We start from the raw sequence: 13,037 nt of genomic DNA, 5'->3' as shown, positions 1-13,037 counted from the left end.
TGACCGGCACCGTGCAATCCCTCGCTACCCAGGTCGCGGCCGAACAACTCAACGCCTGCTCCGTCCCCCGCGGCGGCGGTTGGCGACCCGGCGCGCGTTGGGCGCGTGCGGAAGTACAAGCGGCTCTCGCGACGCTCCCCGCACATCAGCAGCCCCCGATGCGCGAGCTCGGCCGCCGCAGCGAAGCCGCCCCGCACCCGTTCAAGGCGATGCGTCCCGACGAAGGCGCCCGATCCTCCCCGGCACGGGGAAGGGGACCGCTCGTAGAGCGGTGGAGGGGGCAGGCCGCAAACGGGTCGCTTGCGGAAGCCCCCCTCCACCAGCCTTCGGCTGATGCACCCCCCCATTCTGGGGAGGACCAAAGCGCTCCCCTCGTTCTCGTCCACAAGACCGGTCCGCGTGTGGAGATCGCCGCCGCCTGCACGCACGCCCGCGCGCTCGGCATTACCCGCGGCATGGCGCTGACCCAGGCGCGCGCCCAGACCCCCGGGCTGGACGTTCGCGATTACGACCCTGAGGGCGACGCCGCCGATCTCGCCGCGCTGGCGATCATGCTTGCCCGCCGCGTGTCGCCGACGGTCGCGATCGACGGCAGGGCGGGTCTGTTGATCGACATTACCGGTACCGAACATCTACATGGTGGCGAGGCCGCGATGGCCCGGCGCATCGTTCGCCAACTCGCGCGCCGCGGATTCACCGCGCGCATCGCTGTCGCCCATTCCGCGACCGCCGCGCATGCGCTCGCCCGTTATGGCCCGGCGCGGATCGTCCATTCGCACGACGATGCCGCCGCGCTCGCCCCGCTGCCGGTCGCCGCGCTGGCCCTGGCGGAGCCGCAGATCGAACTGCTGCGCCGCCTGGGCATCGACACGATCGGGATGCTGGCGGATGTCGCGCGCGGACCGCTCGCGCGTCGGTTCGGTCCGGGCACCGTCACCCGGCTCGACCAGGCTCTCGGACGGTTGCCCGATCCGCTGACGCCCGTCGTCCCGCCCGAACCGATCGCCATCACCCAGCGCTTCGCCGAACCGATCGCCACCGCCGAGGCGATCGAACATTGGCTGGGTACGCTCGTGCCCCGCCTGACGGCCGAGCTCGCAACTGCAGGTCTGGGCGCGCGGCGGATCGAGGTGATCGCCGACCGCATCGATGCGGTGCCGCAGCACATCCGTATCGGTCTCGCCCGCCCGAGCCGGGACGGGGGCCACATCCTGCGTCTGCTCGTCCGCCGAATCGGCGACGTCGAACCCGGTTACGGCATCGATGCGCTGACCCTGTACCTGCGGGCTGCCGATCGACTAGGAGCCGAGGCGCTTAGCGCCGAACTGGCCGGGGAGGCCGAACCCGACCTGGCCCCATTGGTCGACACGCTGGCGACTCTGGGTCGTCGGCTGTGGCGAGTGCGTCCGGTCGAAAGCGACGTCCCCGAACGCAGCGCGGCGCCGGCCCCGCCGCTCGACCCGCCGACCCGTGCCGCGCCCAGGCTGAAGCCCGATGACGTCCGCACGCTCGATACCCGTACGGTCGTCCCGCCCTGGCACCCTCGCTGGCCGCGCCCGGTGCGCCTGCTTGCCCGGCCGGAGCGGATCGACAACGTCCTGTCGGTAATGCCCGACGGCGCGCCCCGCCGCTTCGTCTGGCGCGGCCGCACCGTGACGGTCGCACGCTCCGACGGCCCCGAACGCATCGCCGGCGAATGGTGGCGCCGTGCGGCCGAACGCACCGCCATCCGCGACTATTTCTGTGTCGAGGACGACGCCGGCACGCGCTTCTGGCTCTACCGCCGCGGCGACGGCGAGCGCGCGGAAACAGGGGACCTCAACTGGTTCCTGCACGGGTGGTTCGGGTGATGCGGGCGTTAACGACGGGCGTCGATCGCCTTCACATGCCCGTCGGCGGCATAGCGCAGGATGGTCCGATCGGCGGTCAGCAATGCCATGTCATGATACTGCGCCGTTGCGACCATGATGCGATCCGCAGGATCCTTGTGCTTCCAATCAAGCATCACACTGCCGACGGCAATTTTGGGAACGAGTGGGCTCAGGCGAAAGCCGGGTTCGGCAAGAATGCGTTCAAACCAGGCCACAACACCGCCTTCAAATGTCAGATTTTGACGTCTTTCAATCTGTGCGATTTCCCAGGCACAGAATGCTGGAACGATCAGACCCGTCGTGCGGGTGGCGTTGTCGATAATCGCGCGAGCGTTTTGGCCAAGATTTCGATCGTCACGAACCACCCAAATCAGCGCATGGGTGTCGAGGACGATCACCGCAGCGCGTCCCAATCGTCCGGGTCGCTTGTGGGCGCCTCATGGTCCCAGTCCGATCGATAGTCGGGGCTGCGTAGCATGCCGATCACCGATTTGCGCGGTGCCTCCGCCTTCGGCGTCACTTCCGCCACCACCTTGCCCCGCTTGGTGATGGTGATCGGCACCCCGTCGGCCTGCATTTCCTCGATCAGGCGCAGGCACTTGGCCTTGAACTCGCTGGCGCTGACGATCTTGTTCATGACCGACCTTCCCGAAATGTACATGTCATATAGTCATGTCGGGCGTGCCGGCCAATGACCTACAGCGAACTCCAGGTCACCACCCACTTCAGCTTCCTGCGCGGCGCGTCGTCGTGTGAGCAACTGTTCGCCCAGGCTGCGGTGATGGGCATGCCGGCGCTGGGCATCGTCGACCGCAATTCGGTCGCGGGCGTGGTGCGGGCGCTCTACGCGAGCGATGAGGTCGAAAAGAAGCATGGCATTCGCGTGCGGTCGATCCCCGGCTGCCGGCTCGACCTGGTCTGCGGCAGTTCGCTGCTCGTCTGGCCGGAGGACAAGGCGGCATGGAGCCGGCTGACGACACTGCTGACCCGCGGCAAGCTGCGCGCCGACCCGCAGAAGGGCGAAAAGGGGCAGTGCTTTCTCCATTGGGAAGATGTGGCTGCGCATTGCGACGGACTGATCGGTGCCCTGGTCGCCGATGCCGATCCCGTGCCCCGCGCGCTCGCCTGGATGGCCGATGTGTTCGGCCCCGACCGCGGCCATGTCTGCCTGACCCATCTTCGCCGGCCGGGCGATGCCTTGCGCCTGCGCTCCACGGCGGAGGCAGCCCGTGCGCATGGCCTGATCCCGCTTGCGACGGGAGATGTGCTCTATCATCATCCCGATCGACGGATGCTGCAGGATGTCGTCACCGCGATCCGTAACGGTTGTACGATCGATGACCTGGGCCTGGCCCGCGAACGCAGCGTCGACCGGCACCTGAAGCCACCAGCCGAGATGGCGCGCCGCTTCGCCGATTATCCCGACGCGCTGCACGCGGTCGAACGGATCGTCGAACGCTGTCGGTTCGACCTGCGCAGCCTGGAATATCAATATCCCGACGAACGGGTGATGTCGGCGCACAGCCCGCAAAAGGCATTGGAAAAGCTCGCCTGGCGCGCCCTGAACAAGCGGTACGGCGGCTGCCCGACCGAGAAATATCGCAAGCTGCTCAGCCATGAACTGCGGCTCGTCGAAAAGATGCGATACGCGCCCTATTTCCTGACCGTCGTCGCGATCGTCGATTATGCGCGCAGCCAGAATATCCTGTGCCAGGGGCGTGGGTCGGCGGCGAATTCGATGATCTGTTTCGTGCTGGGTGTGACGTCGATCGACCCCGTCCAGCACAAGCTGTTGTTCGAACGCTTCATTTCCGAAGACCGTCATGAACCGCCCGATATCGACGTCGATTTCGAACATGAGCGGCGCGAGGACGTGATCCAGTGGATCTACGACACCTATGGTCGCGATCACGCGGCGCTGACCGCGGTCGTCAGCCGCTTCCGTGCGCGCGGCGCGGTGCGCGAGGTCGGCAAGGTCATGGGCCTGTCCGAGGATATGACTGCTGCGCTGGCCGGCCAGGTCTGGGGCTGGTCGGAGGAGGGGGTGCGTGACCAGCACGTCGATCAACTCAACCTCGACAAGACCGACCCGCGCCTTGCCCTCACGCTCGAACTCGCCCGGGAATTGATCGGGACGCCGCGGCACCTCTCGCAACATCCCGGCGGCTTCGTCCTGACGCGGGATCGCCTCGACACGCTGGTGCCGATCGAGCCCGCAGCGATGGCGGATCGTCACGTCGTCGAATGGGAAAAGGCCGATATCGAAGAGTTGAAGCTGATGAAGGTCGATATCCTCGGCCTCGGCATGCTCGGGTGTATGCGCCGGGCGTTCGAATTGCTTGCCGAGCATAAGGGACTCCGCCTGACCATGGCGTCGGACGAAATGCAGGTCGATTGTCCCGACACGTTCGCGATGATCCAGCAGGCCGACACGCTAGGAGTCTTCCAGATCGAAAGCCGCGCGCAGATGTCGATGTTGCCGCGGATGAAGCCTAAGGAATTCTACGATCTGGTGATCGAGGTCGCGATCGTCCGGCCGGGGCCGATCCAGGGCGACATGGTGCATCCCTATCTGCGGCGGCGCGAGGGCAAGGAGGCGATCGAATATCCGAATACCGCTTTGCGTGAGGTGCTGGAAAAGACCATGGGCGTGCCGCTGTTCCAGGAACAGGCGATGAAGGTTGCGATCGTTGGCGCGGGCTTTTCACCCAGCAAGGCGGATAGCCTGCGCAAGGCGATGGCGACGTTCAAATTCACCGGTGGAGTCAGTCATTTCCATGATGAACTCATCGCCGGCATGCTCAAGAACGGCATCTCGCTCGATTTCGCAGAACGCCTGGTCAAGCAGATCGAGGGTTTTGGCAGCTATGGTTTTCCCGAAAGCCACGCCGCGTCCTTCGCCAAGATCGCCTATGCTTCGTGCTGGATGAAATGCCATCACCCGGACGTGTTCTGCGCAGCGCTGCTGAACGCGCAGCCGATGGGCTTCTACGCGCCGGCACAGATCGTGCGCGATGCGCGCGAGCATGGCGTGGTCGTCGAGCCGGTGTGCGTGAACGACAGCGATTGGGATACGCGGCTTCTAAGCCCTCTCCCCGCTTGCAGGGAGAGGGTTGGGAGACGGGCAGTGCAGCAGGCTCAGGTCCCGGTGAGACACCGCCCCCTCTCCCGACCAGCGTCAGGTGGATCAGGCCCCCAGCCTGATCTGAACCGCGCGGGGCGCGGTTCACCTGACGCTCCCCTGAAGGGGAGAGGGCCAAGACTCGCTCGTTTCGCCGGCTCGGAGGCCGACTGGGCAGACCTGCGCCCCATCCGCCTGGGTATGAACATGGTCGCGGGCCTCGCCCAGGCCGATGCCCACGCCATCCTCGCCGCGCGGGCGGCCGGTGGGCCGTTCACTTCGATTCCCGACGTCTTCCGCCGATCGCGGGTCAAGCCCGCTGCGCTCGAACGGCTCGCCCGGGCCGATGCCTTCCGCTGTTTCGGCCACGATCGCCGTCAGGCGCTCTGGGCGGTGAAGGCGCTGGGCGAGAAATCGCTTCCGCTCCTAGACGCGATGGAGGTGCGCGAGCCTGCCGTCGCGCTCACGCCGCTGACCGCGGGGCGCGAGGTCGTCGAGGATTATCGCTCGACCCAGCTGTCGCTGCGCGCCCACCCGCTGTCGTTCCTGCGCCCACGGCTGGAACGTGCCGGTATCGTGCCCGCCGCGGCACTGGCGGGGATCAAGGACGGGCGCAAGGTCGAGGTCGCTGGGGTCATCCTGGTCCGCCAGAAGCCCGGCAGCGCCAAGGGCGTGCTGTTCATCACCATCGAGGACGAAACAGGCGTTGCCAACGCCATCCTGTGGCCCGACCGGTTCGAGGCGCAGCGCCGCACGGTCATGTCGGCGACGATGATCGGTGTGCAGGGACGCGTGCAGAAGGAGGGGCTGGTCATCCACGTCATCGTCGATCGCATCGTCGATTACAGCTGGATGCTGCGCGAGGTCGGCGACGTCGATCTTCCGCGGCTGACGACACGCGGCGACGGCGCGACCCATGGCGGGGCCCCCGACCGCGGCGATCCCGGCTGGCAACCGCGCGTGCGCTCCGACTATCACAAGGCGTTCAACAACGGCTGCGATCCGGAAGACGCGATTCCCATCAAATCCCGCGATTTCCATTGAGCGCCGCCGTCTGCGCACCCATGTCGGGCGGCGTGTCCGCCGACCCGCGCAAGATCATCCACATCGACATGGACGCCTTTTTTGCGTCGGTGGAGCAGCGTGACGATCCATCGCTGAAGGGCCAGCCGGTCGCCGTCGGATCACCCAACGCGCGCGGCGTCGTCGCGGCGGCGAGTTACGAGGCCCGCGCATTCGGCGTGCGATCGGCGCTCCCTTCGATCACCGCGCTTCGGCGCTGTCCGCAACTGGTCTTCGTCCGCCCGCGCTTCGACGTCTACAAGGCGGTGTCGCGGCAGATCCACGCCATTTTCGCCGAATTCACGCCGATCATTCAACCGCTGTCGCTCGACGAAGCCTATCTCGACGTCACCGCCAATCTCGCCGGACTGCCGACCGCCTGGGCGACCGCGAAGGCGATCCGAGCGCGCATCCTGGAGGAAACCGGCCTCACCGCTTCGGCCGGCATTTCCTACAACAAGTTCCTGGCGAAGCTCGCGTCCGACCACCGCAAGCCCAACGGTCAGTTCGCGGTGACGCCCGACATGGGAGCGGCGTGGGTCGAAACGCTGCCCGTCGCGCGCTTCCACGGCGTCGGCCCCGTCACCGCAGCGAAGATGGAGCGGCTGGGCATCCACACGGGCGCGGACCTGCGCGCCTGTTCGATGGCGTTCCTGCGCGCGAATTTCGGCAGCAGCGCCGGCTGGTACTACGCCATCGCCCGCGGCGAGGACGAGCGCCCGGTCAACCCCGATCGCGTTCGCAAATCCTCGGGCTCGGAAACGACCTTCGATCGCAATCTGACCGCGGATGCCGAAATCGAGGCAGGGGTGATCGAAATGGCCGACGACGTGTGGACATGGTGCGAGACCGCCGGCGCCTTCGGGCGGACGGTGACGGTAAAGGTCAAATATGCCGATTTTCAGCAGATTACGCGCAGTCAAACGCTGTCCCTGCCGGTCGACAGCCATGATGGACTGCGCACCGCAGCGCTGGGCTTGATCCGATCCGTCCTGCCGACACCGAAGGGCATTCGGCTGGTCGGCGTCACGGTGTCCAATTTCGTCGCGCGGCAAGAACGCGGGCTGCCGTTGTTCGGGTGAGGGGCGCGGCGCACGCCGCCTGATTCGTTGTTCCTACAAAGCCGAAGATCGATAGGCGCCGACGTCAGCGGACCTCACGACATTCAGCCGGACCTGATTGCCGCCGTCGCGGAAAGGCCGGGGGGGGGGGGGTTAATCCCGCCGCCCCGTGATGTTCCCGCAACTCACCGGGCCTGCGCCGGCGACCTTGCACGCCGCGTTCCCCAGAATCTCCACAGGCCCCTGTCCGCGAGCATAGATTTCCGCCGTGTAGCGCACCGTGGCCTTGGCGGCGCCGACGCTCTGCCAGTCGGCCACCAGCGCATCGATCGTGGCGGCGGCTGCGTCGATCGAGCCGGCGCCGTTGGCGAGGAAGCGGGCGCGTCGGGCGGTGCCACCCATCACGATCGCACCGCTGCCGACGACGCCCGCCTCCAGATTGTCCGCCTTGACGGTCGCGACCGTGATCGAGCCGGCGCCGAGCAATTGCAGCGTGACCTTCTGCCCCACCGCCTTGTCGATCGTCAGCCGGGCGCCGCCCTGCACGTTCGCGCTGCGCACGGCAGGCACGGTCACCGCTATCCGCGGCGCGGCGCCTTTTGCGCCGGGATAGCCGCCCCATTTCGCGAAGCCGGCGCTGACGACCAGGGTCCGATTTTCGACGCGGACGTTGATGCTCTCGAACCCGCGGGGCGTCCCGGTGGCGACAGCCGACGCCGCGCTGCCGGTGGTCACGCCGACCTCATAGGGTCCTTCGATCCGAATCGCGTCGAAATCGGTCAGCATGTAGCGGCGCTCGTCGGCGTGGGCCGGGGTGGCGCAGGCGACGAGGGAGAGGACGGCAAGGCGGCGGATCATGGCGGGACGGTCGCACCTTGCCGGTCGATCCGCAAGCGGCCCGCGTATGGTTGCCGAAGGCGCGTTGGTGTTTCACTCCTCGGTCCCGGGCCGAGGGACACCCGCAAGGCCGTGTCGTGAACGACCATGTTGACCGTGTCCCGGCGGAGGCCGGGCCCGGTTCGACAGGTCGGTCCGTAGCTTACCGCGCTACCTGTAACTGGGGCCCCGGCCTTCGCCGGGGCGCGGTGGTTCAATACACCTCCGAATCAGCTACACTTGATCTCGCCCGACCCCATCTTGGTCGAATCGCACCGCGCGCCGCCGGTCAGCGTCACATCGCCCGATCCCATCAGGCTGATCTTGGCCGAACGGTTGACCTCGGCGGCGACATTGCCCGATCCGGCGATCGAGATTTCCGCTTCCGCGGCTTTCAGCGCCGGCGCCTGGACGTTGCCCGATCCGGCGATGTTGACCTCCAGCTTGCCGACCTGTCCGGCGGCATCGACGTTGCCCGACCCGGCCAGATCGACCTCGATATCTTCGGCCTCGACACGGCCGAGCCGCAGATTGCCCGACCCGGCAAGGCTCGCTTCGAAGGACTTTGCGCGGGCGGTATCGACCGAGAGATTTCCCGACCCGGCGAGCGATGCGCCTTCGATCGCCGGCATGGTGATATAGATTTTCACGCCCTTGCCGCGGCCGATCGACCAACTGCCCTTCTCGCGCTTGCGGCCGACCCATAACGTCGATCCGTCGCGACGGATGTCGAGTTTGTCGAGCTGATCGGCCGGCCCCTCGGCGCGCACCGAAAAGCCCTGGCCCACCCGCACGTCGATATCGTCGGCGCCGGCAAGTTCGACCTTCGTGAAATCGGCGACCTGGAAGCTGCGCGCGGTGCCGCTGCCGCTTTCCGCGGCGGGCTCGCCCTTGTTCGATCCGCTGGCGATGCTGCCGCACGCGACCAGGGGCAAGGCTGCCAGGACCATCAGAAACCGCATCGACCATCTCCCGTTTGTGTGTTGTATGAATAATACACAAACGGCCGACGCGCAAATGAAAAGGGGCGACCGTTGCCGGCCGCCCCTTTCAAATTTCATCCGGAATGCGTGGATCAGGCGAGCGCCTTTTCCTTGGCATAGGCCGGTGCCGCGGCCTTCAGGATGTCGATGATCTTCACCAGCGCCTTGGGTTCGTCGACCTCTTCCATCGCGGCCAGTTCGCGCGCCAGGCGGCTGGCGGCAGCTTCGAAGATCTGGCGTTCCGAATAGCTCTGCTCGGGCTGATCGTCGGGGCGGAACAGGTCGCGGACCACTTCGGCGATCGACACGAGGTCGCCCGAATTGATCTTCGCTTCATATTCCTGCGCGCGGCGCGACCACATGGTGCGCTTGACCTTGGGCTTGCCCTTCAGCGTGTCGAGCGCCTCACGCAGCGTCTTGTCGCTGCTGAGCTTGCGCATGCCGACGCTCTCGGCCTTGTTAGTGGGCACACGGAGCGTCATGCGCTCCTTTTCGAAGCGCAGCACATAGAGTTCGAGGCTGGTGCCCGCGATTTCCTGCTTCTGGAGCTCGATAACACGACCAACGCCGTGCTTGGGGTAAACGACATAATCGCCGACAACGAAGGACAGCGCCTTAGCAGCCATGTGCGTTGAGCCTTTCCGTGTTCACTGGCCCGACATGAAAGATGCGCGCGACCGAGGACCGGTCGGCGACGTCGGGGCAGGTCTGTGCTTCTCCGGGCGAGCGGCGAATCCATCGCCCTCGTCCCGGACCATTTAACACGTCCGCAATAAAATTACCAGTGTCACGACACAGGCAAGCGATTCGGAAAAGGCCGAAAACCGCCGATTACCGGTGCGGGCAGGGCTGCCGTAGCGGCAGGCACGCTACCGCACCGTCCCGATCTCAGTCGCCAGCGCCGGGTTCGGGCGAGAAATATTTGTCGAACTTGCCCTCTTCACCCTTGTGCTCGTCGGCGTCGGGCGGGGTCTGGTCGAGCTTGCGCGTGACGTTGGGCCATTGGGCAGAAAAGGTGGTGTTGAGCTCCAGCCACTTTTCGAGACCGTTTTCGGTGTCGGGCAGGATCGCCTCGGCCGGGCACTCGGGCTCGCACACGCCACAGTCGATGCACTCGCTGGGGTTGATGACGAGCATATTCTCGCCCTCATAGAAACAGTCGACCGGACAGACCTCGACGCAGTCCATGTACTTGCAGCGGATGCAGGCATCGGTGACGACATAGGTCATTGGGGCAACTCCTTCGAACGCGGCCCCCGCTATTGGCCGTTTCCCGGTGCGTCAATCGCCTGTGCGGTTCTGCGAGACGTTCTCAGCCCCCAGATCGGCGTAACAGGCCTGCGCTTCGGGCGCCGGGCCGCGGCGGGTGGGCAGCGCGAGCACGCGGATGACGCGGACGCGGCCGTGAAGGGGGAAGGTCAGCGTATTGCCGATGCGGACGCCGGCGGCAGCCTTTTCGATCACTCGCCCGTCGATGCGCAGATGCCGCGCCTCGGCCACTTCCTGCGCAAAGCTACGCGTCTTCGCCAAACGCACGAACCACAGGAACTTGTCGAGGCGCATCGTGTCAGCCACGCGGACTCCCGAGACCCGCGAGCACGGCAAAGGCGTTGTCACGCCGGGGCGGTTCCGCCTTCTTCGGCGACACGAGCTTCGGCCGGCCCTGCCAGACCCAGGCCGGCGCTTCGCCTTTCACCGCGCGAAAGCCAAGGCGCACCATCAGCTTCGCGAGCGTGTCGGGCGTGACGCCGATCGAGGTGGCAAGCGCAGGATCGGGCGCAAAAGGCTTGCGCGGGCCCTTGTCGCCACGCGCCTCATGCGCCGCACGGGCGATGCGTTCGACCAGGTCGAGCCGGACCTGTTGCGTGCCGACCCGTCGGAAACCCGCCATCGGCGCGCCGCCGGCGATCACCGTTGCGCCGTCCGGCGGCAGCACCGTCGTCCGCCCGCGCGCCGCGAGCAACGCCGCGCGCCACCGCGCCGGCCCCGGACGCGTCAACCGCGGGTCGAACAGGTCGAGCGTGCCGACGGTGATCCCCAGGTCGCGCAGATACCGTCGCGCGCGCGGGTCGATCCGCTCGACGTCGGGGACGGTCGCGCGATCGGCCAGCCCGCCGGCTTCCGCGAGTGCGATCGCGACCGCGCGCAACTCGGGCGGGGCGGTGGCATCGTCTGCAAGGGCGTCCAGCCGGGCGAGGGCGGGGGTCAGTCGCCGCGTCTGCTCCGTCACCCAGCGTGTCAGTCGACCCACGACGGCTTCCCGCACCGGCTTGTCCAGGCAGTCGAGCGCGCGGTCGACGATGATCGCCGGTCGGGTCAGCCGCGGCCCCGGTCCCAGCCGTGCGACGTCCGCGCCGCGCCACAAGATGGGACCATCGTCGAGCCCCAAGTCCGCATCCGGCGCCTCGGCCAGCGCCGCGCCGCGCTTGCCGAGTTCACCGGCCAGCCGCTTCTCGGCCGCGGCGAGCAACAGACGCTTGTCGGTCGCGCGGGCATCGGCGGCGACGGTGAAGCGAAAGCCGTCGAGTCGACCGATCTCATGCTCCTCGACGCTCACTTCGCCCTGTTCGCCGATGGTGACGGGCAGATGGCGGTGGTCGGCGCCGATCGTGCGCAGCAGCGCGGTCGTGCGCTTGTCGACGAAGCGCTGGGTCAGCCGCTCGTGCAGTGCATCCGACAGCCGCTCCTCCAGCGCGCGCGCACGGGCCTGTGCCTCCGACGGGTCGGCCAGCCAGCCTTTGCGGTGCGCGATGTACGCCCAGGTCCGCGTCGCAGCGATCCGTCCGGCGATCGTCTCGACGTCGCCTGCGACCGTATCCAGCCGCGCGATCTCGCTCGCGAACCACGCGAAGGGGATGTGGCCGTTGCCTTCGGTCAGATGCGTGAAAACGCGCGCGACGAAACGGCTGTGCGGCTCGACGCCCAGCTTCTGGAAATCCGGGATGCCGCACGCCGCCCACAGTCGCGCAACGCCAGCCGGGGAGCGCGCGCGGTTCAGCACGACATGCTCGTTCGACAGACGCTTCAATACCGACACGTCGAGCGCTTCGGGTGCCGCGCGAAGGACGATCTCGCCAGGTTTGCGCTCCAGGCTGGCGAGCAGCGCGTCGACCGACGACAGGTCGGGCTCACCCTCGCGCCAGTAGAGGAAGTCGAGCGTCTGGAAACGATGGTCTTCGATCGCGAAGACCTCTTCGGGGGTGAAGGCGCCGGGTCCCTCCTCGACCAGCGCACCGAAGGTGCCGTCGCGCTGGTGCCGTCCGGCGCGGCCGGCGATCTGCGCCATTTCGGGCACGGTCAGGCGGCGGGTGCGGCGGCCGTCGAACTTCGTGAGCGAGGCGAAGGCGACATGCGCCACGTCCATGTTCAGCCCCATGCCGATCGCATCGGTCGCCACGAGGTAATCGACCTCGCCCGCCTGGAACATCGCGACCTGGGCGTTGCGCGTGCGCGGCGACAGCGCGCCCATCACGACTGCCGCTCCGCCCCGCATCCGGCGAATCGCTTCGGCGACGGCGTAGACCTCTTCGGCCGAGAAGGCGACGATCGCCGATCGTTTGGGCAGGCGCGACAGTTTCTTGGCGCCGGCATAGCTCAGCGTCGAAAAGCGCGGTCGCTCGATCACTTCCACTTCGGGCACCAGGGTGCGAACGAGCGGCTTCAGCGACGAGGAACCAAGGATCATCGTCTCCTCGCGCCCGCGCGCGCACAGCAATCGATCGGTGAAGACATGGCCGCGCTCCGGATCCGCGCCCAGCTGCGCCTCGTCGAGCGCGACAAACGCGACATCCTTATCGACCGGCATGCTTTCCGCGGTGCACAGAAAATAGCGCGCGTCAGGCGGGATGATCCGCTCCTCGCCGGTGATCAGCGCGACCTGTTTCTCGCCCTTCAGCTTGACGACGCGATCGTACACCTCCCGCGCCAGCAGGCGCAGCGGAAAGCCGATCATCCCGCTCGAATGGCCGCACATCCGCTCGACGGCGAGGTGGGTCTTGCCGGTATTGGTCGGACCCAGCACCGCGGTAACGGCGGAACGCGCGAAACTGCTCATCGTAGGGCT

At 67.0% G+C, this 13,037-nt stretch carries 11 protein-coding genes; 3 read left to right on the top strand and 8 right to left on the bottom strand.

The genetic code is table 11. The features are described from left to right. The first annotated feature begins 209 nt into the window (after positions 1-209). Complete coding sequence (locus tag JW805_14635) at positions 210-1,850, top strand: DNA polymerase Y family protein (GenBank protein MBN2973253.1); 1,641 nt, start codon at positions 210-212, stop codon at positions 1,848-1,850. Between the two features lie 8 nt (positions 1,851-1,858). Here the strand turns inward: JW805_14635 and JW805_14630 are convergent, their stop codons facing one another. After that, positions 1,859-2,269, bottom strand: a complete 411-nt coding sequence (locus JW805_14630) for a type II toxin-antitoxin system VapC family toxin (protein ID MBN2973252.1) — start codon at positions 2,267-2,269, stop codon at positions 1,859-1,861. Then, on the bottom strand, positions 2,266-2,508 hold the full coding sequence (locus tag JW805_14625) for a type II toxin-antitoxin system Phd/YefM family antitoxin (protein ID MBN2973251.1): 243 nt from the start codon (positions 2,506-2,508) through the stop codon (positions 2,266-2,268). Before JW805_14625 ends, JW805_14630 begins: the two co-directional genes overlap by 4 nt. Positions 2,509-2,562: 54 nt before the next feature. On the opposite strand from JW805_14625, the gene JW805_14620 reads away from it, so the two are divergent. Beyond that, complete coding sequence (locus JW805_14620) at positions 2,563-6,036, top strand: error-prone DNA polymerase (GenBank protein ID MBN2973250.1); 3,474 nt, start codon at positions 2,563-2,565, stop codon at positions 6,034-6,036. Between the two features lie 20 nt (positions 6,037-6,056). Continuing rightward, positions 6,057-7,136: a DNA polymerase IV gene (gene dinB / locus JW805_14615; GenBank protein ID MBN2973249.1), complete on the top strand. Its 1,080-nt coding sequence runs from the start codon at positions 6,057-6,059 to the stop codon at positions 7,134-7,136. 132 nt (positions 7,137-7,268) lie between these two features. On the opposite strand, the gene JW805_14610 is transcribed toward dinB, so the two are convergent. The 6 genes from JW805_14610 to JW805_14585 all read right to left on the bottom strand — a co-directional run bounded on the left by JW805_14610 (position 7,269) and on the right by JW805_14585 (position 13,028). Next, a complete protein-coding gene (locus tag JW805_14610; GenBank protein ID MBN2973248.1) occupies positions 7,269-7,973 on the bottom strand; it encodes a DUF2807 domain-containing protein in 705 nt (234 codons plus the stop codon). Positions 7,974-8,221: 248 nt separating this feature from the next. Further along, positions 8,222-8,953, bottom strand: coding sequence for a DUF2807 domain-containing protein (locus tag JW805_14605; GenBank protein MBN2973247.1), 732 nt, complete (start codon positions 8,951-8,953; stop codon positions 8,222-8,224). Positions 8,954-9,066: 113 nt separating this feature from the next. Beyond that, positions 9,067-9,600 (bottom strand): CarD family transcriptional regulator, encoded by a 534-nt coding sequence (locus JW805_14600; protein ID MBN2973246.1) that lies wholly within the window; start codon positions 9,598-9,600, stop codon positions 9,067-9,069. Positions 9,601-9,862: 262 nt separating this feature from the next. Continuing rightward, positions 9,863-10,204, bottom strand: coding sequence for a ferredoxin family protein (locus tag JW805_14595; GenBank protein ID MBN2973245.1), 342 nt, complete (start codon positions 10,202-10,204; stop codon positions 9,863-9,865). 51 nt (positions 10,205-10,255) lie between these two features. Further along, positions 10,256-10,537 carry an RNA-binding S4 domain-containing protein gene (locus JW805_14590; protein ID MBN2973244.1) on the bottom strand — a complete coding sequence of 94 codons (282 nt, stop codon included), beginning with the start codon at positions 10,535-10,537 and terminating at the stop codon, positions 10,256-10,258. 4 nt (positions 10,538-10,541) lie between these two features. Continuing rightward, positions 10,542-13,028 carry a hypothetical protein gene (locus JW805_14585; protein MBN2973243.1) on the bottom strand — a complete coding sequence of 829 codons (2,487 nt, stop codon included), beginning with the start codon at positions 13,026-13,028 and terminating at the stop codon, positions 10,542-10,544. Positions 13,029-13,037 lie beyond the last annotated feature (9 nt).

The organism is Roseomonas aeriglobus (genome assembly GCA_016937575.1).
Classification (GTDB): domain Bacteria; phylum Pseudomonadota; class Alphaproteobacteria; order Sphingomonadales; family Sphingomonadaceae; genus Sphingomonas; species Sphingomonas aerigloba.
The sequence above is the reverse complement of the archived record's forward strand: the minus strand, read 5'-3'. Positions and strand labels throughout refer to the sequence as shown.